23 protein-coding genes are annotated in these 25,575 nt (G+C 39.5%); 15 read left to right on the top strand and 8 right to left on the bottom strand.

Features of this window, described 5'->3' with window-relative positions:
- The first annotated feature begins 30 nt into the window (after window positions 1–30).
- Together F903_RS12815 and F903_RS12810 are read left to right on the top strand one after the other, a co-directional pair.
- Window positions 31–621 carry a PepSY-associated TM helix domain-containing protein gene (locus F903_RS12815; RefSeq protein ID WP_005197573.1) on the top strand — a complete coding sequence of 197 codons (591 nt, stop codon included), beginning with the start codon at window positions 31–33 and terminating at the stop codon, window positions 619–621.
- A 10-nt stretch (window positions 622–631) separates the two neighbouring features.
- The gene (locus F903_RS12810) at window positions 632–2,107 is read left to right on the top strand and encodes a sulfite reductase subunit alpha (RefSeq protein WP_005197571.1); all 1,476 of its coding nucleotides are present in this window, start codon (window positions 632–634) and stop codon (window positions 2,105–2,107) included.
- A 17-nt stretch (window positions 2,108–2,124) separates the two neighbouring features.
- Here the strand turns inward: F903_RS12810 and F903_RS12805 are convergent, their stop codons facing one another.
- From F903_RS12805 to F903_RS12795, 3 genes are all read right to left on the bottom strand, one after another.
- Entirely contained in the window at window positions 2,125–2,346 is a 222-nt protein-coding gene (locus F903_RS12805) for a DUF6500 family protein (RefSeq protein WP_005197569.1), read from the bottom strand.
- 219 nt (window positions 2,347–2,565) lie between these two features.
- The gene (locus F903_RS12800) at window positions 2,566–4,626 is read right to left on the bottom strand and encodes a TonB-dependent receptor plug domain-containing protein (RefSeq protein ID WP_005197567.1); all 2,061 of its coding nucleotides are present in this window, start codon (window positions 4,624–4,626) and stop codon (window positions 2,566–2,568) included.
- 179 nt (window positions 4,627–4,805) lie between these two features.
- Window positions 4,806–5,078: a hypothetical protein gene (locus F903_RS12795; protein ID WP_005197565.1), complete on the bottom strand. Its 273-nt coding sequence runs from the start codon at window positions 5,076–5,078 to the stop codon at window positions 4,806–4,808.
- 320 nt (window positions 5,079–5,398) lie between these two features.
- Between F903_RS12795 and F903_RS12790 the strand changes: the two genes are divergently transcribed.
- From F903_RS12790 to F903_RS12775, 4 genes are all read left to right on the top strand, one after another.
- Window positions 5,399–7,597: a TonB-dependent receptor gene (locus F903_RS12790; protein ID WP_005197564.1), complete on the top strand. Its 2,199-nt coding sequence runs from the start codon at window positions 5,399–5,401 to the stop codon at window positions 7,595–7,597.
- Window positions 7,598–7,920: 323 nt separating this feature from the next.
- Window positions 7,921–8,106, top strand: a complete 186-nt coding sequence (locus F903_RS12785) for a hypothetical protein (RefSeq protein WP_004670602.1) — start codon at window positions 7,921–7,923, stop codon at window positions 8,104–8,106.
- A 325-nt stretch (window positions 8,107–8,431) separates the two neighbouring features.
- Window positions 8,432–9,751 carry an NCS2 family permease gene (locus F903_RS12780; protein ID WP_004670603.1) on the top strand — a complete coding sequence of 440 codons (1,320 nt, stop codon included), beginning with the start codon at window positions 8,432–8,434 and terminating at the stop codon, window positions 9,749–9,751.
- A 126-nt stretch (window positions 9,752–9,877) separates the two neighbouring features.
- Entirely contained in the window at window positions 9,878–10,876 is a 999-nt protein-coding gene (locus F903_RS12775) for an adenosine deaminase (RefSeq protein ID WP_005197563.1), read from the top strand.
- A 43-nt stretch (window positions 10,877–10,919) separates the two neighbouring features.
- Here F903_RS12775 and F903_RS12770 read toward each other — a convergent pair whose 3' ends face one another.
- Window positions 10,920–11,474: a cytochrome b gene (locus F903_RS12770; RefSeq protein WP_005197561.1), complete on the bottom strand. Its 555-nt coding sequence runs from the start codon at window positions 11,472–11,474 to the stop codon at window positions 10,920–10,922.
- Window positions 11,475–11,695: 221 nt separating this feature from the next.
- On the opposite strand from F903_RS12770, the gene F903_RS12765 reads away from it, so the two are divergent.
- Both F903_RS12765 and rnhB read left to right on the top strand, forming a co-directional pair.
- On the top strand, window positions 11,696–12,076 hold the full coding sequence (locus F903_RS12765) for a hypothetical protein (RefSeq protein ID WP_005197558.1): 381 nt from the start codon (window positions 11,696–11,698) through the stop codon (window positions 12,074–12,076).
- A 40-nt stretch (window positions 12,077–12,116) separates the two neighbouring features.
- Complete coding sequence (gene rnhB, locus F903_RS12760; protein ID WP_005197556.1) at window positions 12,117–12,686, top strand: ribonuclease HII; 570 nt, start codon at window positions 12,117–12,119, stop codon at window positions 12,684–12,686.
- Window positions 12,687–12,762: 76 nt separating this feature from the next.
- On the opposite strand, the gene csrA is transcribed toward rnhB, so the two are convergent.
- The 3 genes from csrA to alaS all read right to left on the bottom strand — a co-directional run bounded on the left by csrA (window position 12,763) and on the right by alaS (window position 17,300).
- The gene (gene csrA / locus F903_RS12755) at window positions 12,763–13,032 is read right to left on the bottom strand and encodes a carbon storage regulator CsrA (RefSeq protein WP_005197554.1); all 270 of its coding nucleotides are present in this window, start codon (window positions 13,030–13,032) and stop codon (window positions 12,763–12,765) included.
- Window positions 13,033–13,268: 236 nt separating this feature from the next.
- Window positions 13,269–14,549, bottom strand: coding sequence for an aspartate kinase (locus F903_RS12750; RefSeq protein WP_004670609.1), 1,281 nt, complete (start codon window positions 14,547–14,549; stop codon window positions 13,269–13,271).
- Between the two features lie 63 nt (window positions 14,550–14,612).
- Entirely contained in the window at window positions 14,613–17,300 is a 2,688-nt protein-coding gene (alaS, locus tag F903_RS12745) for an alanine--tRNA ligase (protein ID WP_171065240.1), read from the bottom strand.
- A 223-nt stretch (window positions 17,301–17,523) separates the two neighbouring features.
- On the opposite strand from alaS, the gene F903_RS12740 reads away from it, so the two are divergent.
- The 6 genes from F903_RS12740 (at window position 17,524) to F903_RS12715 (ending at window position 22,389) form a co-directional block, all read left to right on the top strand.
- The gene (locus tag F903_RS12740) at window positions 17,524–18,546 is read left to right on the top strand and encodes a type I glyceraldehyde-3-phosphate dehydrogenase (RefSeq protein WP_004670611.1); all 1,023 of its coding nucleotides are present in this window, start codon (window positions 17,524–17,526) and stop codon (window positions 18,544–18,546) included.
- A 41-nt stretch (window positions 18,547–18,587) separates the two neighbouring features.
- Window positions 18,588–18,899, top strand: a complete 312-nt coding sequence (locus tag F903_RS12735) for a hypothetical protein (RefSeq protein WP_005197545.1) — start codon at window positions 18,588–18,590, stop codon at window positions 18,897–18,899.
- Between the two features lie 105 nt (window positions 18,900–19,004).
- Window positions 19,005–19,256, top strand: a complete 252-nt coding sequence (locus F903_RS12730; RefSeq protein ID WP_005197542.1) for a hypothetical protein — start codon at window positions 19,005–19,007, stop codon at window positions 19,254–19,256.
- Window positions 19,257–19,459: 203 nt separating this feature from the next.
- Window positions 19,460–20,626 (top strand): ATP phosphoribosyltransferase regulatory subunit, encoded by a 1,167-nt coding sequence (locus F903_RS12725; protein ID WP_005197541.1) that lies wholly within the window; start codon window positions 19,460–19,462, stop codon window positions 20,624–20,626.
- A 56-nt stretch (window positions 20,627–20,682) separates the two neighbouring features.
- Window positions 20,683–22,002, top strand: coding sequence for an adenylosuccinate synthase (locus F903_RS12720; protein WP_005197540.1), 1,320 nt, complete (start codon window positions 20,683–20,685; stop codon window positions 22,000–22,002).
- Between the two features lie 81 nt (window positions 22,003–22,083).
- Window positions 22,084–22,389: a putative quinol monooxygenase gene (locus F903_RS12715; protein ID WP_005197536.1), complete on the top strand. Its 306-nt coding sequence runs from the start codon at window positions 22,084–22,086 to the stop codon at window positions 22,387–22,389.
- 422 nt (window positions 22,390–22,811) lie between these two features.
- Here the strand turns inward: F903_RS12715 and F903_RS16755 are convergent, their stop codons facing one another.
- Window positions 22,812–23,807, bottom strand: a complete 996-nt coding sequence (locus tag F903_RS16755; RefSeq protein WP_034595058.1) for a helix-turn-helix transcriptional regulator — start codon at window positions 23,805–23,807, stop codon at window positions 22,812–22,814.
- 216 nt (window positions 23,808–24,023) lie between these two features.
- Between F903_RS16755 and F903_RS12705 the strand changes: the two genes are divergently transcribed.
- On the top strand, window positions 24,024–25,574 hold the full coding sequence (locus F903_RS12705; protein WP_005197533.1) for a circularly permuted type 2 ATP-grasp protein: 1,551 nt from the start codon (window positions 24,024–24,026) through the stop codon (window positions 25,572–25,574).
- Window position 25,575 lies beyond the last annotated feature (1 nt).

Below are 25,575 nucleotides of genomic sequence, written 5' to 3'. Positions count from 1 at the left end.
ATTCACCACTAAATCAATGGGGCTTGTCTCTTGTATCAACGCCGTGATTTTTACCGCCATGCACGTTATGTGCATGGTTGGCTCTCCGCATTTGCCTTTATTGCGCTTATTTTCTTCTCCGTTACGGGTTTGTTATTAAATCATCCAGAGTGGTTTAAACCAGTACAACAGGAACAAAGTAACACCATTATTTTACCTGAACAGTTAATGCGGACGGTTGCGGAGCAAGAAAACCCAACGCAAACGCTTTTGGATTATTTACGCCAACAACAGTCTTTGGTTGGGAGATATCAAAGCAGTGAAATATTAGACGGAGAAGTGATGATTCGTCTCGATAGTCCTGCGGGTTCGACTGATATTTGGGTGCTATTGGATACTGCCGAAGCTGAGATCACGATGAAGCCAGCATCTACTGTTTCATTGTTAAATGATTTACATCGCGGTAAGAATGTGGGTGCGGGTTGGAGTTGGTTAATTGACATCAGTGCGGTGATCATCGTGTTGTTGTCATTGGCTGGATATATCCTATTTCTAGCCTTAAAAACCCGATTATTGACGCATCTGACGCTTACAGCGGTGAGTTTAGCACTGATTATCCTCCTGATCTGGTCAGCGGTTTAAGGGGCGCAATATGACTCAGCCATTATTTTTGGTGATTTGTGCATTACTGTTTTTATTGCTAGTGCATATATTTATTATCATTTATTTATTTTGGCGGCAGTTTAGCCAACGTATTGATACGGACATCAATGCACAACAATATTTGGTGGTTTATGCCAGTCAAACTGGACAAGCTGAGGCTTGGGCAAAACATACCGCTGAACAATTAAAAATCATTCATGAAGAAAAAGTTGAGTTGCTGGATATCCATGAACTCAACTATCAACACTTGCAACAGCCGAGTACGATATTGTGGGTGGTGAGCACTTATGGCGAGGGTGATGCACCTGATACTGCTCAAAATTTTGTGCATAAAATTCTGAATCAGTCCTTAGATCTAGCGCATTTGTCTTTTGCAGTTTTGGCACTTGGAGATAAACGCTATTCGAATTTTTGTCAGTTTGGGCAGAGAATTGAACAATGGCTATTGCAGCATAATGCACAAGCATTATTTCCTACCGTATTGGTAGATCAACTCAATAGCGATGATCTAGAACAATGGTTAATTGGTTTAGAGCAACTCACCTCAACCACATTTACCTCGATAGCACTTGATAAAGAAATGCTTGCCTTCAAATTTGCCCATCGGCAATGTCTAAATACGGGAACTGTTGGTGAAGCAATTTATAAAGTTCAATTGATTGCAGATCGGGATATATCTTGGTCATCGGGTGATATTTTGGAAATCCAATGTGAAAATGACATCACCGAGATTCAACATTTTTTAGACACTCAGCGACAGGAATACTCAGATGATTTGGTTGCCAAACTAGGAAGATTAAATTTAAGAAAACTTCCTACGCGAACAGGCCTCTCGGTGCTAGAGTGGATTGCACAATTCGAAGTATTGCCCAAGCGTGAGTACTCAATTGCAAGTTTGCCTGAACAAGGTTTAGTTGAATTGGTGGTGAGACAACAACAAACTGAAATAGGTTGGGGCTTAGGTTCAGGCTGGTTAACGGTTGGACTGGAACAAAATCAACCTGTTCACGCATCGATACGAAATAACTCAAGTTTCCATTTACAGCAGGATGACAAGCCCATAATTTTGATTGGCAATGGTACGGGTATCGCTGGTTTAGTTGCGCATTTGCGTCAAAGAGAACACTGGGGTTACAAGAAAAACTGGCTCATTTTTGGTGAAAGACAACAGCAATTTGATCATTTATATCAGACGGAGATTGCGTACTGGCAGCAGCATGGTTACTTGCCACACGTGGATTACGCCTTTTCGCGTGATCAGACAGAAAAAATCTATGTGCAAGATCGTTTAAGGCAACAATCATCTCGTTTACAAGAGTGGATAGCACAGGGAGCGCTGATCTACGTCTGCGGTAGTTTAAAAGGGATGGCAAGCGGTGTAGATCAAGTGCTCGAAGAACTTCTGGGTACTGAGCAGTTGCAACAACTTAAACGGGAACAGCGTTATTTGCGTGATGTTTATTAAAGATTATCCTTTAGACTTTAAGGCGTTTGCTCAGAGATCAGCGCTTTGATTTTTGTGGCTTTCTCAAAATGATCTAATTTATGTTCCATAATCCACCAATGCGCTGCTTCCATCAAGCGTTCAGGGTCATCATTTTTATTGGCGAAAAAAGCATAGAAAGATAGCCCAACATTACTGCCTTTTTTCTCAATTTTTTCATCACAAATTTTCAGGATTCGCGTTTTAAGTTCAGCTCTCATTTTTTTCTCTTTGGTTTGTTAATGCATTAAATTTCAACTGTATTTGTACATAATAACAGTCATGCTGCAAACGGTCATTCAGCTATTGTTTATTTTCCATAAGATAAACACACATCCTATCTATTTCTTCAATATAAGTAGGAGGAAAAAAGCCAACGACAAAGGTCATTGGCTTTTTATGAGACGGTGTTCGGTTTATGTCAACAGACCCTAGGAATATTAAAACTTCTTTTCGAGTGTGAATTGATAGCTAGGAACACTCTCATTGGTTCTAGCTTGATAGAGACGACCATCAGATTGATGAGTTAAACGTTCTTTAGCATCTGTGCTGAGTACGTTATTTAGGTTTAAACTGGCTGCCCACCCCTCTGTAAAGCGTTTGGTTGCACTGAGATTCAGGCTAAAACGTTGATTGGTGGTTCGATCATAAGGTTGACCATCTAAAGCGCGTGTAAATTCTGGTGTGTAGCTGATATTGAAGCTGCTTGAAACTTGCCAAGGTTTGAAACTATGCGATAAACCTGCGCTGGCGTTGTATGGTGCCACATCACTGACGAGACGCTCTTTGTGTTGCCCATCTTCAATTTTGGCGCGGATGGTGGAGATTTGCCCGTTGAGCATAAGTGCATGACCTGCTTCAGTTTGTTTTAGGGCATAACGGGCAGAAAGCTCAGCACCATAGGTGGTGGCCTCATCTTGGTTTTGTGGACGCTCGACATAGCGAGTATTTTCCAGTGCAATGACTTTTTCGATATAGTCTTTAATTTGACGATGGTACGCCGTTAAGCTCACACCGCCACTGGCAGAATCATAAGCAAGCGTTGATTCAACGGCGCGTACTTTTTCTGCTTTGAGATTTGGATTGCCACCCCGATCAGGGTTGTTTAATGAGCCTGCATCACTATCTGTCGAAACAGTGACGGTCGGAATCAAACGGTCTGATTTGGGGCTGCGGAAAGCCTGACTTAAATTGGTTTGAATTGACCACTGCTCATTGAGGCTCAAGCGATAAGCAATTACAGGACTTAAATGTTGATCTTGATAATCAACCAAACCTGAACGATTTAACCATTCTTGCCTTGCGCCTAAGGTAATCGTTTGACGATCAGTCAGCCGCCAGCTTCCTTCGCCATAAACTGCATAACGTTGTTCGTCTAGGCTTGGGCTGACATTGCTATCGAGTTCATTAAAACGTGAATCAAAGCCAAATTTGATTTGACGATTTGCATCCAGTTTTCTTAAGCTATCATAAGCCAGACCATATTCATGTATGGTTTCATCCGTATAAATGCGGCTTTGAGTGGAGCGAGTTAGCTGAGTTTCTGTTTGGCGTTCTACTGAGAAGCGGATTTTATCACTGAACTCTTTATCTTTACGTTCATAGCGGGTATTTAGGCGAATACTGTCATTTTTATCATCTTGGGTTTGATTTGCTGAGTATCCTTGCATTTTGATGTTGCGATAAAATAACTCGGCAATCATTTTTTGTTGGTCATCAAGATCATATTGTAGACGAGGCGAAAACATTTGCATGCTGCGATTTATCGTACGTAGGTTTTCACGAGTTCCTGTTTCAGATTCGATTTTTGAAACTGAAGTATTATCGATCCACATTTGATTGGCAGAGAAACTATAAGACCACTGGTTTTCACGACCATCTGCTTGGATATTGATCTGCTTTCGTTCAGATTGTTGCTGACCACTGTCGCGCAGACCATAACCTAGCTTGACCGTACCATTTAAGCGCGTATTCAGAGGCTCTTTTAAAATAATATTAATGACCGCTGAAGAGGCGACTGAAGATTGAGCCACACTTGGTTGCTTTATAACCTCGATATGCTCAATCATTTCAGGCGTAATCGTGTCAATAACTGACATACCACCACGTGGTCCGCCTTGTACAGGTTCACCATTAATCAAAAATGTTGGCGCACCACCCCCACGAAAACGCATACCAGAAGCACCACCGCCACCGCGAGGACCGTGTCCTGTAGGGAGTTGAAAGCCCGCTGCTCGACGTAAAGCATCCATCACAGATTGATCGCCATATTGGAGCATTTCTTCACGACTGATAATGGTTTTGGGAACTGCACTTATATCATCGTCATGTTGTTTTTGGGGATCTACAGTAGCGTTGATGCGCAGGGTTGGCAGTACATGAGTTGCTGCTTCAACGGGAGTCGCAGAGGGATCAACAGCATTTGCAAAAAGTGGGGAACTCATGCCAATTAGTGCAGAACTGAGAACACTCAATTTTCCATAATCGCGTGGATGCTTCATTTTCAATACCCCAAAGAAGAACAGATCAAATTGTTTTGTGTAGCTTAATGTAAGATTGTGTAGAAAAATGGAATATTGGATGGATAAGCATTTGAATTTCTCAATTTTACAGGCATAAAAAAGTTGGAGTACATAAAATGCACCCCAACCAATATTAATTAGAAATAAATAGTTAAGTTTTAATCATCATCTGTAAGATCACGCCCGCCAGATAAAACCTCTTTTCCTAAATGTTTGAGTTGTTCGAGTGGGGTTGGTGGTGGTGGTGTACGCGTGTGTTCTTCTAATAAATGCTTTTCTTTAATGTATTCCAATTCTTCTTTACTAACTTTGGGTGGAGGATTAAATTCTCCCCATCCACCAAAATGGATATTGCCTTGAAATGTTTCAGCCTGATCTGTGGGTTGTAAATCTTCATTCGATTGAGATGGATCATTTTGATTATTGGTCATTTTATAATTCCTTAGTAATAGATATTTTTATTTTATCAATGTCTTATCACATGTCTTTTATTGAAATAAGCAATGGAGTGATCTAGACCAAATCACTTTAGCAAATTTTTTAAACTAGAAAACATCAATAAACATAAAAATACAAATCTAGTCTTTTAGTGTTCATGGGATTTTTAATCTTTAATGGGTGAAAAACAATCCATAGATTGAAAATTAATACGAAAGTTGGTGAAAATGAGAATTATTTTTATTAAAATTGTATCGTTTTTTTTAATCTTTATTTTTTTAATTTTTCGTCTGAACTGTTTTTTGGAATTTTTATGAAATCTTCACATTTAGACTTTTATCAAAAGCCTATTTTTAAGTTTACTTTGCTCAGTATGATGATGCTGCAAGTGCAATATGCAATTGCAAATGAACAAACTGCGGTGATGCCGACCATTAAAATTGAGGCGATGAGCGAACTAGATCCGATCAAAAGCTATATTGATTATGATCAGGCAAGTGTGACGCGTAACGGGTTAAAGAAAAAAGATATTCCGCAGACCATTGATACGATCGATGTGCAAAAATATAAAATCTATGGTGCAAATGATTTAAGCGTGATGCTTCAAGGTACGCCAGGTGTATCAACGACATATGATACGCGTGGTGACGGTATTATGATTCGTGGATTCAGTGCTGATACCAGTGATATCTACCGTAATGGTGTACGCGAAGGGGGGCAAGTTCGTCGTAGTACTGCCAATGTAGAACGTATTGAGATTCTAAAAGGTCCAGCTTCTGTGTTGTATGGGCGAGGGGCAGGTGGTGGTGTAGTAAATATGGTGACTAAGTTCGCCAATTTCGACTCTAAAAGTTCTGTGGGTATCTTTGGCGGTTCTTATGACAATATTGGGGGTACCTTAGATATCAATCAAGTGGTGAATGATAATTGGGCGGTACGTTTAGTTGGTGAAAAATCTGATACTAATAGCTTCCGTTCGGGTATTGGCACAAAACAATCTATGTTTTCACCCAGTGTGACTTATCGTAGTGATGATGAGAAGTTGTTATGGACTACAGAGTATACCTATGACAAATTAGATCGTATTCCTGATCGTGGTCCATCATTTTCGGTATTAAGTCGTTTCCCTGAAAATATTTTAAGAGAAACAGGCTTTGCAACAGCATCAGATTTTATCGTTGATGAATTACAAACGGTACGTACCGATCTAAAATATGAATTTGCACCAGATTGGAAATTTCATTGGGCATTGAGCTATCGTCAAGCTAATCAAGATTTCGATAATTTCTTTGGCGGAAGTTATTGTACTGATGATACGAAAGGGTGTAAATCTGGCTATATCAAGCAATCGTATGCTTGGCAAGAAACCATGAATAAGACCACGACAAACACATTTGATATTACGGGTAAGTTTAATACGGGTAAATTAGAACATCAGATAATGTTTGGTGCGGATTGGTCACATGAAGATCGTGAGCCTAAGTTAGGTAATTATTCAAGCGGCGATAAGGCAGGATTATATTATCAATTAATTAATCCTTATAAAGTTAAGGATTATCAAACTTCTTTCGATCGTAATAATGGTCGACCAAATGCAACATCTTATACTCATCAAAACAATGATAGTCTGGCATTTTTTGTACAGGATCTTATTTCGTTAACACCGACATTAAAGATGATGCTGGGCGCCCGTTATGATCAATATGAAGTAAAAACTCGTGACACTTTAATTGGTTCAAAAACATATGGGCAGTCAGTCACAATGGATGCTGAAACCTTTAGCCCGAATGTAGGTTTTGTTTGGCAACCAGTAGATAATCAGAGTTTTTATACCTCTTATAGTAAAAGCTTTGCACCGTTTGGTGGAAGTGCAGGGGTTTCACCATTTACTAATGGTACCGTTGATTTGAGGACGGTGAATGCTGAACCGCAATATAATGAGCAATACGAAATTGGTGTAAAAAGTGATTGGTTTAATGATCGCTTGAATACTCAGTTTTCTGTATTTGATATTCGCAAGAAAAATATTCGTTTTCGTCCAAACCCAGAGAAAGATCCATTTGAGTACGTAATCGGTGGTGAACATCAGTCAAAAGGAGCTGAATTTAGCTTTATTGGTCGTGTACTTGATAATGTATTTATTCGTGGTGGCTATGGATATACAGATGCAAAAGTGAAAGATGATAAAGATCCAAAATCTGCTAACACTGGTCACTACTTAGCAAACACAGCTAAAAATACTGGTAATTTATTCATTCGTTATCTACCTGTTGAAAATATTTATACGGAAGTTGGTGCAACTTATAATGGTTCTCTTTACACGAATATTTCCAATAACCCAGATACAAAACTTGATGGTTGGATGCGTTTAGATGCTGCGGTTGGTTACAAAGGTGAGCATTGGGGTGCAACTTTAGCTGTGAGTAATCTTACAGATAAAGTGTATTGGAGATCGAACACAATGCCGGGAACACCTCGCAACTTCTTGGTGCGTTTAAATTACCAATTCTAATAAGTTAATTTAATGCTATTAAAGAGCAGTTTTGATTAAGCAAAGCTGCTCTTTTTAATATGTAACAGCGTATAAGTAGGGGAAGACATCGGGTATTGTTCACTCAAATTGAAGTGTTAAAGAATTTACACTATATGTTGTTGAAAATACTAAATATATAAATTAAACATCAAGTTTCTTATTTTTAAAAGCATAATGATAAACTCGAAAAAAATATTGTGAATTACATTGTAATTACGTTAATTTCGCCATTTATCCTTAAAAAAGTAGAATATTTCATATTCTTTGCTAATGTTAAAGAAAACGGTGAAGCAGAGATAATAATGAAGATCGTACTTATACTATTACTGATATTTTCTATTGGTATCTTGGGCTATTCAACGCATGTAGATGCCCAAACGAAAAAACGCCAAGAGCTTATGAAAGTTGTTCATGATGCTGAGCATAGTTTGAATGAAATTCAGCATAGCCCACATACAAATTTACCCACACTGAAACAGAGTCATTGATGTCTAAATATCATGATGCTTAGACGGTCCAATTTGATGCATTTTAGCTTGTGATCAAATATTTTTTTAATTTTCGATTCGCAAGTTTTCGATAGAATCTGTTAAAATATTTACCATTAAATAAAAAGCTGCATATTTGTTATGCAGCTTTTTATATTTTTAATTGCGGAATTCGATTTATCCAAGTTTTAGATGTAACACGTATCAAGCTGGCATATAGATTGCTTTTAGCTTTGTATACCTTTTGGTTTAAATTCAAAAAATATTTGAAACACAAAGGTATAGATTTCATCTCCTACGATCCTAGATTTTAACAGGTGCTATTATGGCAATGCCTAATGCTTCGGCTGGTTTGTTAGAACGCTTATTTAAACTAAGTGAAAACAAAACCAACTTTAGAACAGAAGTTCTAGCAGGTGTAACTACATTTTTGACCATGTGTTACATCATTATTGTAAATCCAATGATTCTTTCTGAAACAGGAATGGATCATGGTGCCGTATTTGTTGCTACCTGTTTGGCTGCTGCAATTGGCTGTTTAGTGATGGGGTTGATTGCAAACTATCCAATTGCGCTCGCACCTGGTATGGGGTTGAATGCTTATTTTACCTATTCTGTTTGTTTAGGTATGGGCGTTCCTTGGGAAACTGCTTTAGCAGCGGTGTTTATTTCGGGGATTGTATTCTTAGCAATTAGCTTTATGAAGATTCGGGAAGCGATTGTGAACGCGATCCCGATGTCATTGAAGTTAGCGATTGGTGGCGGTATTGGTTTATTCCTTGCCTTAATCGCATTAAAAAATGCAGGTATTATTGTTGATAATCCAGCAACTTTGGTGGCTTTAGGTGATATTAAACAACCATCTGTATTGTTGGCTTTATTTGGCTTTTTAATGATTGTGGTATTACACCAGTTCAAAATTCGTGGTGCGATCATTATCAGTATTTTAGTGATCACTGCGATAGCCACTGCTTTGGGCTTAAATGAATTTAAAGGTGTTGTTGGTCAAGTTCCATCTCTAGCGCCGACATTCATGCAAATGGACTTTGAGGGCTTGTTTACTGCCAGCATGATCGGCGTTATTTTCGTATTTTTCATTGTCGATCTATTTGACAGTACGGGAACTTTGGTGGGGGTTTCTCATCGCGCTGGTTTATTGAAAGATGGTAAGTTACCGCGTCTGAAAAAGGCATTGTTTGCTGATTCGTCTGCGATTGTTGCAGGTGCTGCATTGGGGACATCTTCAACTACCCCTTATATCGAATCTGCTTCTGGCGTTGCTGCAGGTGGTCGTACAGGTTTAACGGCTGTCGTGGTTGCGGTATTATTTGTTGGATGTTTATTTCTAGCACCGCTTGCGCAATCTGTACCAGGTTTTGCGACCGCACCTGCATTGTTATTCATTGGCGTATTAATGATTCAGGGTATCACTCATATCGATTGGGATGATATTACTGAGGCTGTTCCAGCATTTTTAACCATCGTATTTATGCCATTTACCTATTCAATCGCGGATGGGATTGCAATGGGCTTTATCAGTTATGCGTTGGTGAAACTACTTACGGGCAAGGCGAAAACAGTACCTTATATGGTTTGGATTATCGCTGCGCTTTGGGTGTTTAAGTTTGCGGTGTTTGGCGGTTAAGCTTAGTATTTTTTTACATTCTCTTTTTGAGCAGTTTTCATTGCAGCTCATCCTTCAAAGAGAATCTTAAAAAAAGGGGTGTACCCATTTTGGCAACACCCTTTTTTCTTTAGACGTGGAGTTAATATGAATCAAGTCGAGCTGATTCGTGCTTTACCCAAAGCCGAGTTGCATGTGCATATTGAAGGGACTTTTGAACCAGAACTGATGTTTGCAATTGCACAGCGTAATCAGATTCAGATTCCTTATCAATCAGTTGAGGAAGTGAAGCAAGCTTATAACTTCCATAATCTTCAATCTTTTCTAGATATTTATTATGCAGGCGCAAATGTGCTTGTGCATGAACAAGATTTTTATGATCTTGCTTGGGCATATTTTGAAAAATGTGCAGAAGATCGTGTGGTTCATACAGAAATGTTTTTTGACCCGCAAACACATACTGAGCGTGGTGTGGAGTTTGCTACCGTCATTGCAGGTTTGAAGCGTGCTTGTACTGATGCGAAAGCAAAGTTAGGGATTAGTTCTCAGCTCATCATGTGCTTTTTGCGTCATTTAAGTGAAGAAAAAGCTTTTGAGACACTTGAGCAAGCATTGCCATTTAAAGATGACATTATTGCAATTGGACTAGATTCAAGTGAAGTCGGGCATCCGCCAGCAAAATTTGAGCGTGTATTCGCTAAAGCGCGTGAAGCAGGTTTCTTGATTGTTGCACATGCAGGTGAGGAAGGTCCGCCAGAATATATCTGGGAAGCTTTGGACTTGCTCAAGGTAAACCGTATTGATCATGGGGTACGTTCTGAAGAAGATGAGCAACTCATGGCACGCTTAATTGCTGAAAAGATGCCTTTAACGGTTTGCCCACTCAGCAATTTAAAATTGTGTGTGGTCAATGATATGAAAGAACACAATATCCGCCGTTTATTGCAAAAGGGCGTACATGTGACCGTGAACTCGGATGATCCTTCGTATTTCGGTGGTTACATGAATGATAATTTCTTTGCCATTCAACAGGCTTTGGATTTAAGCCAAGATGAATTAAAACAACTTGCTATTAACTCTTTTGAGGCTTCATTTATTTCTGATGAAGATAAGCAAAAGTGGATCAGTGAAGTAAAGAAAATATAAGTTAAAAAAAACCGCGTAATGCGGTTTTTTTTATGATCAAAATTTATTTTGGGCGACGTATCATACTCAGCAATACATTATCTTTATCAATAAAATGATGTTTAATCGCTGCTAAGGCATGCCCAACAATCAGTAAGCCCGCAAACCAAGATATGTAAATATGTAAGGGTTTAACGATTTCCAGAAGCTCTGGATTATCTTGTACTAAACGTGGTATTTCAAATAAATATAAAACTGGAGCTGGGTGTCCAGCGCTCCAACTAAATAAACAACCAGTAATCGGTAAAGCCAAAAGCATTAAGTAAAGTAAAAAATGTCCAACATGCGCCAACTTTTTTATCGTCGGTGACATGGTGTTTGGTAATTGTGGGACGGGATGGGTGTAGCGCCAAAAAATACGAATGACAACTAAGAAGATAATTGTAGTTGCAATATTCTTATGCAGTGTAATCACGCTTCCTTTAAAACTACCATCAACGTCATAGCTGAGAAAATTACCACTATAAAAGCCGATAAGCCAAGCGATAATAAAAATAGCAGCCATGAGCCAATGCAAAACTTGTGCTGTGCGCGTGTAGTATTGTGCTGAGGTTGACATCGCAACATCCTAGCTGTGATATATGAGTGATTTGATTTTAAATATCGCTATTTATTCCGCATACAGTGTATCTGTAACAGAGCGTATTATGCTTGGAACGGTCAAGCTAAAATGGATAAAGTATAACTGTTATATTATGTAAAGATAACTTTGAGTCATATCATAAAGTTTGGCATTTAGGCACAATACGCCTGCCAAAAATTTAGATACAGGTTAAAAATATGAAAAAGTTGGTATTGGTTATTGCTCCCGTTGTTTTAGCATTTGCAGGATGTGCTGCGACAGATACAAATAATACAGCGACGACTTCGCAGCAGCTTGGTGTGGCAGCACTCAAAATTGCTGTAAATGCAAAATGTTTAAATGAAATCAATAATGTTGCAGCATGGAAGACAGCAACACGTTTTATGGCCACAGAACAGCGTAATGACATTCAAACCAATGTTTGTGGCTGTGTCAGTGAAAAAGCGCCAGAGAGTGTTACTACTTTTGAGTTGGCAACGGCTGCAATTGATCCATCAGCACGAGCAACGATTGTAAATAAAGTCGTTTCTGAAACTGTGAACGCATGTGTGAATGAAGCTTTAAAGCAAGCTAAATAATAGATCAGGCTGAGTCATCAGCCTTTTTGAGAGTTTAAATATGTTTGTTGCTGGTGTCGATGAAGCAGGGCGCGGACCTTTGGTAGGTTCTGTCGTTGCTGCTGCTGTGATTTTAGATCCGAATAACCCGATTGAGGGTTTAAATGACTCTAAAAAATTGACTGAAAAAAAGCGTGAAAAGCTTTTTTTAGAGATTCAGGAAAAGGCGATTGCATGGTCGATCGCTGAAGCAAACCATCTTGAAATTGATGAGTTTAATATTTTACAAGCCACTTTTTTGGCGATGCGTCGAGCAGTTGAGACATTAGAGACGCAACCTATAAAAGTTATTGTGGATGGCAATCAAATTCCGAAAGGAATCACGATTCCATGTGAAGCCATCGTGGGTGGAGATGCCAGTCATGCTGAAATCAGCGCCGCAAGTATTTTAGCGAAAGTCACCCGTGATCGCCAAATGCATCTCTTAGATCAGCAATATCCTGATTATGGTTTTGCCAAGCATAAAGGCTATCCAACCAAAGCGCATTTTGAAGCAATTGCTGCACATGGTGTTATTGAGCAACATCGCCGTAGTTATGGGCCTGTGAAAAAAGCCTTGGGTCTAGCATGAATTAAAAACAGGTCGTTTAAAAAAATTAAAGCGACTCAGATGAGTCGCTTTAATTTTATGAGAAGAGTTTTTCATATCAACGATTAAAATTATTATGTTGAGTGAAATCAGTAGCATTTTCTTCTTCATAAGAAGGATGTTGATAGTCTTGATCAAGATGTTGTAAATGCTCATGCATGGCACGTTCATGTTGGATACGTTGGTAAATTTCCTCACGATGCACAGAAACTTCTTTTGGAGCATTTACACCAATACGCACCTGATTGCCTTTTACGCCAAGCACAGTAACACTGACTTGATCCCCAATCATTAATGTTTCTCCGACACGACGGGTCAGAATCAGCATGTTTATCTCCTTGCTAAACGCTTAAAACTTGCGACAGGGAATTCATTATTTGAAAGCACAGCCTAATATACAGAAAATTCTAACAAAAATATGTAAAAAAATTTATTTCGTAAGTTTTGTGAGAACTTTCTTAAAAACCTCAAGGCTAATATAACAGAGCCACTATAAAAAAAACTATAGTGGCTCTGTTTTTTTTACTATATGCATGAAAGTAAATATGTTTAACTAGCTATTAATTAAGCACGTACACTGCTTTCGCCGTGTTCGCGGTCTAAACCAAAAGCTGTATGTAAACAACGAACTGCTAACTCAAGGTAGTTTTCTTCGATGATGACAGAAACTTTTATTTCTGATGTAGAAATCATGAGAATATTAATGCTTTCTTCAGCCAATGCTGTGAACATTTTGCTCGCAACGCCAGCGTGAGAGCGCATACCGACACCAACGATAGATACTTTAACAATATCATCACGTGTGACAACTTCACATCCTTCAATGCTACTTGCTGTTTGATCTAAAATCGCTTTTGCTTTCGCTAGATCATTACGGTTCACGGTAAACGTAAAATCAGTTGTTCCATCTTCTTCTACATTTTGGATAATCATATCCACTTCGATATTGGCATTACTGATCGGCGACAAGATTTTAGACGCAATACCTGGTTCGTCAGGAACACCCAAAATCGTTAATTTTGCTTCGTCACGGTTAAATGCAATACCTGCGATGATTGGTTGTTCCATATCGTCTTCTGCCTCAGTGGTAATTAGTGTGCCTACATTTTGTTTGAATTCTTCATCAAAAATACCATCATCATCATTGTCAAAACTCGATAATACACGCAATGGAACTTGATATTTACCTGCGAATTCAACAGAGCGAATTTGTAAAACTTTTGAGCCTAAAGATGCCATTTCCAGCATTTCTTCAAAAGAAATACGATCAATTTTCTTTGCTTTAGGTGCAACACGCGGGTCAGTGGTATAAACACCATCGACATCCGTGTAAATCTGACATTCATCTGCTTTTAATGCAGCAGCAAGCGCGACACCAGAAGTATCTGAACCACCGCGACCTAAAGTTGTGGTATTGCCTTTGGCATCGAAGCCCTGAAAGCCCGCAACAACCAATACACGACCAGCGTCTAAATCTTCGGTCATGATATCTGTGTCAATTGATTCGATACGTGCTTTGGTAAATGCGCTGTCAGTTTTAATACCAACTTGACGACCAGTATATGATTTAGCATCTACACCAATTGAATTCAGTGCCATAGCTAACATGGAAATCGTTACTTGTTCACCCGTTGACACCATTTGATCTAGTTCACGTGGGTCAGGGGTGCTGGTAATGGCCTTTGCAAGCGCAAGTAAGCGGTTAGTTTCACCACTCATTGCAGACACAACTACAACCACTTTGTGACCGTGATCATGCCAACGCTTGACACGACGAGCAACATTTAAAATGCGCTCAGGAGTACCCATCGAAGTACCGCCATATTTTTGAACGATTAAAGCCATAGTTATTCCATATAAGCCATGACCCTGAATGGCATCAGGGTCAGTTACACAAAAGTGAAGTTCTTATTGCTCAAGCCAAGCAGGCAGTGCTGCAATCACTTGATCAAACTTCTCGTTTAGTGGCGCGCCACCTTGTGCTAAGTCAGGTTTACCACCACCTTTACCACCCAGCTCTTGAGCTAAGTGTTTGATGATGTCACCTGCTTTTAGATGTGCAGCATGTTGTTTAGCGACAGAGGCGATTAAACTCACTTTATCACCATCAACGCCAGCTAAAATAATGACTGCATCTTCCAATTTTGATTTTACGCTGTCATGCAAATTGCGTAATGATTTTGCATCCAAGCCTTTTACCGTGGTAATCAGTGTTTGACGACCTGCAATTTCTTTCACTTGATCAAGCAAATCAGCGGCTTGGAAGCTTGCTAATTTTTGATTTAATTGCTCGATTTGCTTTTGCAAAGCTGAAGCAGTTTCAGCAATTGCTTCAACTTTTTCTACAGTTTGATCTTTTTGTGCTTTTAACAAGCTATTGATCGTTTGAATATCAGCATCTGCTTTCTGAATAACGTCAAGTGCTTGAGTACCAGTCACAGCTTCAATACGACGAATACCTGCTGCAACACCGCCTTCAGATGTGATTTTGAATAAACCAATATCACCTGTGCGCTTCACGTGGATACCACCACAAAGTTCGATTGAGAAATTCTTTTCATCAATCACAGAACCCATTGAAAGCACACGAACTTCGTCACCATACTTTTCACCAAAAAGCATCATTGCGCCTTTTGATTTGGCAGATTCAATATCCAGAAGTTCAGTGCTTACTGGTGTGTTGGCAATCACCTCAGCATTGACCAAACGCTCAATCTGTTGCAATTGTTCAAATGAAACAGGCTGATCATTGGCAAAGTCAAAACGTAAAATGTCGCTGGCAACCAGAGAACCCTTTTGCTGTACGTGTGAACCTAAGATCTGACGTAAAGCAGCATGTAACAAGTGCGTTGCAGAGTGGTTACGTGCAGTCGCATCACGAATATCTGCTTTAACTGTTGCTTCAACATTCTGAGTTGCTTTGAGGCTACCTACAGTCACGATACCTTGATGCACAAATGCGCCACCAGATTTCTTGGTATCTTGGACTTCGAAGATGCCCGTATCGTTTTTGAAAATACCCGTGTCACCGATTTGACCGCCGCTTTCCGCATAGAAAGGGGTTTGGTTTAAAACGATCAGTGCTTCATCGCCTTCATTGATTTCATCAACTTGAACGCCATCTTTGTAGATTGCAACAATTTGACCTTGACCTTGTGTTGCATCATAACCATCAAATTGTGTTTCACCTTCAACTTTAACAATGCTGTTATAGTCAACTGCGAATTTGCCAGCATCACGCGCACGTTGGCGTTGTGCAGCCATCTCTACTTCAAAACCTGCTTCATCAATCGTCAGGTCACGCTCACGCGCAATATCCGCAGTCAAGTCAGTCGGGAAACCATAGGTATCATAAAGTTTAAATACCGTTTCACCCGCAATCACATTACCTTTAAGTTGAACAAGTTCAGCTTCTAATAACTTCAAACCTTGCTCAAGTGTTTTCGCAAATTGTTCTTCTTCACGGATCAATGTCGCTTCGATCGCGTCTTTACGAGCAGCAAGTTCAGGATAAGCTTCGCCCATGGCTTCAATGAGCGGTTGCAACATTTTGTAGAAGAATGTACCCGTTGCGCCTAACTTGTTGCCGTGGCGGACTGCACGACGAATAATACGACGGAGTACATAACCACGACCTTCATTTGAAGGGTTTACACCATCAGCAATCAAGAAACAGCAAGAGCGAGCATGATCAGCTACGACTTTCAGTGAAGCAGGGTATTCAACTTTTGTCCCTTTCTCATTTGCTTCAGCTTCGATGGCAGTAGTATCGAAACCAATAATATCTGCAGCAGCTTTTAATAAGTGTTGGAACAGGTCAATTTCATAGTTTGAGTTGACGTGTTGTAGTACAGCCGAAATACGCTCCAAGCCCATACCTGTATCGACAGAAGGTGCTGGAAGAGGGTGCATCACACCATCCGCAGTGCGGTTGAACTGCATGAATACGTTGTTCCAGATTTCGATAAAACGGTCGCCATCTTCTTCAGGTGTACCGGGTAAACCGCCCCAAATATGATCGCCATGATCATAGAAAATTTCTGAACAAGGACCGCAAGGACCGGTATCACCCATTGTCCAGAAGTTGTCAGAAGAATATTTTGCGCCTTTATCGCCGATACGGATAATACGCTCAGCGTCTAGACCGATGTCTTTATTCCAGATATCAAAAGCTTCATCATCGGTATGATAAACCGTGACATATAAACGATCTTTAGATAGTCCTAACCATTGTTCACTGGTTAAAAACTCCCAAGCAAATCTCAGTGCATCACGTTTGAAATAATCACCAAAAGAGAAGTTACCTAACATTTCAAAGAAAGTATGGTGACGTGCTGTATAACCGACATTATCAAGGTCGTTATGCTTACCGCCTGCGCGCACAACTTTTTGTGAAGACGCCGCACGCGTATAGCTACGTTTTTCTAAACCGAGGAAACAGTCTTTAAACTGATTCATCCCAGCATTGGTAAATAGCAAAGTTGGGTCGTTGGCGGGAACAAGTGAACTCGAAGCGACACGTGTATGCCCTTGCGATTCAAAGTAACGCAAAAATGCTTCACGGATTTCAGCGGATGTCATAAAACGAGTACTCACAACCAAGCGTCCATAATTTTGAAAGTGCTAAATTATAACGGAAATTACCTGTGCAACCAACGATTTTACAAGCAATATCATATAAAACTGTGATTAAGCTAAAAATCTATATTCAACAACGCTACTCATGTTTTACCATAGACAAGTCTGATGACACTTTATACATAAAGTATTCACAGATATTGATACACAAAGATGATGTTTTTATGAATAAGGGTTCTACATGCAACGTATCGCGATTAATGGATTTGGCAGAATTGGTCGGAATGTATTACGTGCGTGGTTTGAAAACCCTAAACAATTTCAATTTGAAATCGTTGCAATTAACGATATTGCTGACGTACAAACTTTAGTCCATTTGTTTAAATATGACACTACACACGGGCGTTTTGCTGGACAGGTCGAAATTCAGATTGAAAATGAACAGATTTTTCTAAATATTCAATCCAACCAACGTCAGCTAAAATTACAAGTCTTTAAACAGGCACAGCCAGAATTGCTGCCGTGGACAAATCTAGAAATAGATGTGGTGCTTGAGTGCACGGGTTTGTTCCGTTCCAGAGCCGATGCAACGCGTCACATAGAGGCGGGGGCAAAACGAGTCATTATTGGGGCTGCTCCATTTGATTCTGTAGATGCTGCAATTGTCTATGGCGTCAATCATGCCGAAGTTAAAGCCACCGACCAAATTATTTCCAGTGTGTCTTGTACCACTCAAGCGCTCGTGCCATTGGTCAAAATTATCGATGATGCATTTGGTATTGAAACTGCATTAATGACTGAAATCCATGCTGTGACAGCAGATCAATCAGTACTTGATCATGCACATCGGGATTTACGCCGTGCGCGTGCAGCGGGACAAAATATTATCCCAACAACTTCTAGTGCATTGGGTGCACTCAAACGAGTCATGCCAAAGATGGAAAATCGAATCGATGGCTATTCGATCCGTGTACCGACGATTAATGTTGCGGCGATTGATTTAACCTTTGTTTCACATGCGCCGATTACTGTGCACAAAGTCAATGAAGTATTAAAAAAAGCAGCACAATTTGATTATGCACAGATTATGCAAGTTACGGATGAAGACCTTGTATCAAGTGACTTTAATCATTCACCTTATTCTTTAATTGTTGATTTGACTCAGACAATAGTTGTCGGTCATCAAGCGAAAGTTTTTGCGTGGTATGATAATGAATGGGGCTATGCAAATCGTTTACTTGATTTATGTGAATCATTTGTGTGAATGATTTAGTTTAAATTTTATAAATTAACTTGGGGATTTAAATGACATTCATATTGATGTGGGGATTTATTGCGCTTTTATTATTAGCGGTTATTTTTTTATTCTGGTTTCAGTTTAAAAATAAACCAGAGCCAAATTGTGATGCTCAAATTTTACATGTAGAAGAAAAGGTTTTGCATTTAGAGCTACATCTTAAAAAGAGTTTAGAAATCATGCAGGACTTAGCCAAGAAAATGCATACTCAGCAAGAAGTGCTCGATAAAATGATCGCCAATGTTGCTGCACTGGAAAAGCAAAATGTTGAGTTGGTGAATGTTTTGGAAATGATGATTAAAACTGGAAATAAAAAATAAAGAAATTTTGTTGTTTGCTATATTTACGGCGCTGTTGGAAATACCAATGACCAAACAATCCATGCCGTCCTAACTTCACCATTGCTATGGAACGTTGAGCTTAGTTTGGATTATGAGCGTAAACAGTTAGAGGAACTTAAAAACTCTAATTTTGAGTTCGAAAGTGCGTTTCGTGAAGAACTTTTATTGAGTCAGAGTCATCGCGTAGCTATGTTAGACAAAGGCTGTTTTGCATTCAATACACCAGCGATTCAAGCGATCCAAAAATTAAATAAGGTGAATTGGAAACAAGGTGATAGTTCAGGTATTGGACAGTTCTTTGGACAGCGAACTTGGATTTTTGAGCCAAATCAATAACAATAATCTATTGAAAATATTGGTTAATTATATAAAATCTGTTTGTTTTTTAGAGAGTGGAATAAGCAATTTTTATTCAAATTCTCAGGTGCATCGCATAAATCTTCATGCTACACTACGCTGAATCGGGCATTCACCCGATTTTTTTATGTGGCTGCTTTTTGTGTGGATGCTTCCACGGTGAACAGATTTTAGGTTTGAACATGACCATTTCAGAGACATGGTTGCTCCCTGACGGGGTAGCAGATGTATTACCCGAACAAGCGCAAGTGGTTGAAACTTTGCGCCGAGAAGCTTTAGATTTCCTCGCAGTTCGAGGTTATCAATTGGTCTATACGCCATTTATTGAACACATCGAATCGTTGTCCTCACTTTCCGAATCCAATCAAGATTTAGATTTAGTTACTTTCAAAGTGATTGATCAACTCTCTGGTCGTTTGCTTGGAATTCGTGCGGATATGACACCGCAAGTTGCGCGTATTGATGCTCATGTTCTTCCCGTTGAAGGTGTTGCACGTTATTGCTATGCAGGCACAGTACTACATACCAAACCACAGAACTTTAATGCAACGCGCACACCTTTACAGTTAGGTGCGGAGTTGTATGGTCATGACAGCATCGAAGCTGATGTTGAAATGATTGATGTGATGTTAGGTTTAATCGAACATGCACATACCTTAGAGGCTGTTCATTTAGATTTGGGGCATGTTGGTTTATTCCGCAGCTTGGTCAAACGAGCAGGATTAAATAAAAATACCGAAAACCAACTGTCAGATTTATATCAACGTAAAGCATTGCCTGAGTTAGAGGAATTTACCCAAGACTTAGCAATGGGTGCTGATTTTTATGCATTAGGTCGTTATGCAAGTGATCTTGATGCATTACAAACGCATTTAAGCCAAGATATTTTGAATGATGTTGATTTTAGAAATGCATTTGATGCATTAAAAACAACATTTGCGCAAATTCAATCACAGTGGTCTAACCTAAATATTGGGATCGATGTAATTGAGTTGCGTAGTTATCATTATCATACAGGTTTAATGTATGCCATTTATGCACCTAATCGTGCTGCGCCACTTGCACAAGGTGGACGCTATGATGGCATCGGTGAACATTTTGGACGTGCACGTCCAGCAACAGGATTTAGTTGTGACCTATATGCTTTAGGCGCTACCCAGTTTGTGGAAATAGAAACTGTAGTCGCACCTAAAGATCATGACCAAGATTTATTAAAAGCAATTGCGGATGCCCGAAGCCAAGGTCTACGTGTGGTGCAATTGTTAGGTAATGATGATTTAAGCTCGGTGCCTTATGCGACCCATCAAATGGTGTCTCAAAATGGGCAGTGGGTGATTGAAAAAATTTAATTGCTAAGCTCACAGCTTGGTTTCCAATTTTAACAGCATGATGTAATGAGGCTATTATGGGCAAAAATGTTGTGGTACTTGGTACCCAATGGGGCGACGAAGGCAAAGGTAAAATCGTCGACCTGCTCACAGATCAAGCGGCTGCGGTCGTACGCTATCAAGGTGGACACAACGCGGGTCATACGCTTGTGGTCGGTGGTAAGAAGACTGTATTACACCTCATTCCATCAGGTATCTTACGTGAAAACGTATTATGCTTAATTGGCAATGGTGTGGTTCTATCTCCTGAAGCATTAATCAAAGAAATGGCAATTTTGGAAGCAGAAGGCGTACCTGTTAAAGAACGTTTGCGTATTTCTCCAAACTGCCCATTGATTTTGCCAAACCACATTGCACTTGACCAAGCACGTGAGAAAAAGCGTGGAAATGCCAAAATTGGTACAACAGGTCGTGGTATCGGTCCAGCTTATGAAGATAAAGTTGCTCGCCGTGCTGTGCGTGTAGCAGATTTGATTCGTGGTGGTGCGTTACTTGAAGAAAAACTTCAGGAAATGCTAGAGCTTCATAACTTCCAACTTTCTCAATTCTATGGCGTTGATGAAGTGAAGTTTGAAGATGTACTTGCTCTTTGTAATGAATGGCGTGAAGTACTAGCTCCATTGGTCATTGACGTGACTAAAGTGTTACATGATTACCGCAAAGAAGGTAAGGCGATCATGTTTGAGGGTGCACAAGGTTCATTACTTGACATCGATCATGGTACTTATCCATATGTAACCAGTTCAAATACAACTGCTGGTGGTGTGAGCTCTGGTTCAGGTATGGGACCACTTCATTTAGATTATGTATTAGGTATTACCAAAGCTTATACAACTCGTGTTGGTGCTGGTCCATTCCCAACTGAGTTGCACTATGATGCAGTGACAGATCAAGGTGATGCGATTGGCCGTCATTTAGGAACAGTAGGTCACGAGTTTGGCGCGTCTACTGGTCGTCAGCGTCGTTGTGGTTGGTTTGATGCTGAGATTTTGCGTCGTTCAGTTGAAGTAAATTCTTTATCGGGTATCTGCTTAACGAAGCTAGATGTTTTAGATGGTTTAGAAGAAATCAAAATCTGCGTGGGTTATGAAGATGTAGATTCTGGCTGTGCGGGTTCATCAGATGCGATTTCATTTGAAAGCCTAAAGCCAATCTACGAAACCATGCCAGGTTGGAGTGAGTCTACCGTTGGCTTGACTCAAATTGATCAACTGCCTGCAAATGCATTGGCTTATGTACGTCGTATTGAAACGTTAATTGGTTGCCCAATTGATATCGTTTCAACTGGTCCTGACCGTGCAGAAACAATCGTTTTACGTCATCCATTTTCAGCATAAGCTGAGTCGATTATAAAAAAGCCCTCAAATTTGTTTTGAGGGTTTTTTTATGGAAAACTTTTGAAAACGAGAAATGATTGCATGACCTTAAAGCTGATTGCCGAAGATTTTATTCAGCCAGATAAAATCGAAATTGTTTTACCACTTTATCGAGAGCTTGTTGAGAAAACAAAAGCAGAAGCTGGGTGTTTAGCCTATGATCTTTATCATGATATAAAGCAGAAAGGGCACTTTGTTTTTATTGAAGAATGGGTTGATCGAGCTGCTTTAGATCAGCATATTCAATCAGAGCATTTTCAAAGACTTGTAGCTAAGATAGATCAATATCAAGTTCATGTGGGACGTTTTACGCATTTACATGGTTTTGAAACATTATTGCAAGAATAGTTTTTGTGTATTTAATATCTATTTATAAAACCAGCGATAATAGATATCTTTCATCATAGTTTAGCCGCCTTGTATTTCTCCCAACGGGAGAAAAAAAGGGATGTATGTAAAAAGTTTAATAGCAAAAAATCAGCTTTTGAATCCCATCTTTGTTATTTCACAAGTAGAAAAATCCTCGTTATATTATTTTTACATTCAAAACAAAGAGGGTTTTAATGATGACGATGAAAACGATTCGCTACAATGGATATGAATTAGCATGCCGATGTTAATTCATATCTCAGTGATGAAATGGCACAAACCAATTTTGATCGAATCGGGGAGTTGGTTTGATTATTTTAATAGAACAAAAATCAGCTTATTTCTAAATAAAAATTATAAAAAGTTTAAGAGAACCAAGTGGTTCTCTTTTTTTAGTTGGATTATTCTTCCTTCACCGCATTATAAACAATCGCCGGTTCAATATTTAATAACTTTTTACCAAAACTTCTTAACCACCACACCAGTTGCGAGGTAAAAGGAACAGTGGCACAAACCACAACGATATTTTCCTCTAGAGGCTGAATGACCTGATCTTTGCTTAGCTGACTCTCATAGAAACTTTGAGCGGTACTTTCAGTCATGGTGAGTTTCAGTTCAACGAGCTCAGTTGCTTTACTATAATCAACGCGGAAACCCAGCGCACCAGAATCAATATAGCTATCAATATCGAAATTTACAGGATGTAGTGCGCGGCTATCTAATACTGTAGCTGCTTTAAAACGGTGCAAAGCAAAAGTTTGTACATCGGTTTTGTCATTCCGTGTACAGATCAAATAAATCACAGCACCTTTTTGGACCAAAGCTAAAGGATTAAGAATATAGCTCTTATCTTCACCTTGATTGATTCTTGCTCGATAAATGCACTCAATTTGCTTGTCTTGTAGTAGCCCTTCGTAAATTGCTTGTTGCGCGTGCTTATCCACCATAGGTGGAATTAATGGTTGATTGGCAGGGACAATACGAACGCGGTTGATCCATTGTCTAACGTTGTTTTGAGTGGAGAGACTACGTTTTGCCAGATCAAACCAAGGTGTCATCTCCTCAAGTAAGCTTGGTGGAAGCAAGTGACGTAAATGCTCTTCTACCATCATAAAAGTCACTGCTTGTGAGCTGGTCATATGTGGCAAGCTTTGGATAGGGGCATCTGAACGCCAGCGCCATCCTTGGGGTACGGTTTTGTTGCTTTCAATCGGGAAGCGTTGTGCGATTTGATTTAAATCGCGTTGAATCGTACGAAGGCTGATTTCAATCCCTTCACGCTCTAAGATTTCTTGTAATTCACGGGTGCCCATCCATTTTCCTGTGGAGAGACGAGATAAAATTTGCCATTGGCGATAAAGGCTGTTTGAGGTTTCTTTTTCTTGTATGGATGACATAAGCTGGGTACGTAATTTAATGGTCTAAAGCAGACACAATAAAAAAACTATATCTATTTAGCAAGCCCATCATATTTAGATTACGTATTTACGACTGAAATGTACCCAAACTTGTTTAAATATTTTAAATCTGATCAAAAAAGAAGCTTTTTATATGAATGGCACTGAAATTGCTTATTTGATTTATGAATAAATAAACGATGAAGCGAGGTTTATATGTCAGAACAAGAACACAACCTAGATATCAGCACAGACTATTACGCTCCAGATCAAGTAGCGACAGTCTCGGTACATTCATCTACATTTACTCAACAGCTCAATGTCAAAAAAAATCTATTTGAGCAACTAAAGTCACAATTTTTTAATGAGATGTTAGACGATGAAAGTTTTAATGGTGAAGCATCAAGAAAAATTGAGCAATGGTTGAGCCTGCATAGTCTTGATGACTTAAAAGCACTCGGTGCTGAGGCAAAACAACATTTTTTATATCAAGGTATTACCTTTAATGTTTATGCCGATCAAGAAGGGGTAGAGCGAACCATTCCTTATGATTTGATCCCGCGTGTCATTGAAAAAAAACAGTGGGAAAAGATCGCAGCAGGATGTACGCAACGAGTCAAAGCGTTGAACTACTTTCTAGACGATATTTATCACGGACAAAATATTTTAAAAGAGGGTTTGATCCCTGCACAGCAAGTGATGACACATGAGGCTTTCCAACCGCATATGTTAAAGCATGCTTTAAAAGGTAAGATTTATTCACAAATCAGTGGTATTGATATTGTTCGAGATGGTCGAGGTGATTTTTTTGTTCTTGAGGACAATTTAAGAACACCTTCTGGTGTGTCTTATATGATCGAGAGTCGTAAAATCAGTCAAAAGCTGATGCCAGATTTGTGCCTAAGTAATAATTTACAAGGCATCGAGCACTTTCCAAGCGTGTTACGAGAAATTTTAGAAGAAAATGCATATGTTGATCATCCTTTAATCGTTGTTTTAACGCCGGGTCGATTTAATTGTGCCTATTATGAGCATGCATTTTTAGCGCGTGAAATGGATGTTCCCTTGGTGACCAGTCGAGATTTATTTGTAGAGGATGATAAAGTTTATGTCAAAACGATTCGTGGCCGCCAACAAGTTGATGTGATTTATCGTCGGGTGGATGATGATTTTTTAGACCCATTGATTTTTAGACCCGATAGTTGTTTAGGCGTTGCTGGCCTCATGGCTGCATATTTACAACATAATGTCGTGATTGCCAATGCACCGGGAACAGGTGTGGCAGATGACAAGTCTATCTATCCCTATGTGGATCAGATGATTCAATTCTATTTAGGTGAAACGCCAATTTTACATAATGTTCCGACTTATCAATGTCGTGATGCTGAGCAGCTTGATTATGTGTTAAGCAATCTAGAAAAATTGGTGGTAAAAGAGGCGCAAGGTTCAGGCGGCTATGGCATGTTAATTGGTCCTCAGGCAAATGAACAACAAATTGAGGCATTCAGACAAAAAATTATTGAAGCGCCGCATTTATATATTGCACAAACAACTTTAGCACTATCCGTTGCACCTACACTGACATCTGATGGTGTGGCAGAACGACATATTGATTTACGTCCCTTTGTACTAAGCTCACCTTATCGCACTGAAATCGTTCCTGGTGGCTTAACCCGTGTCGCTATGCAAGCAGGTTCGTTGGTTGTTAATTCTTCTCAAGGTGGAGGAATCAAAGATACATGGGTGGTTGAAACATTACCTTCTTAAC

This window comes from Acinetobacter sp. NIPH 298 (assembly GCF_000369505.1).
Lineage (GTDB): Bacteria > Pseudomonadota > Gammaproteobacteria > Pseudomonadales > Moraxellaceae > Acinetobacter.
The sequence above is the reverse complement of the archived record's forward strand: the minus strand, read 5'-3'. Positions and strand labels throughout refer to the sequence as shown.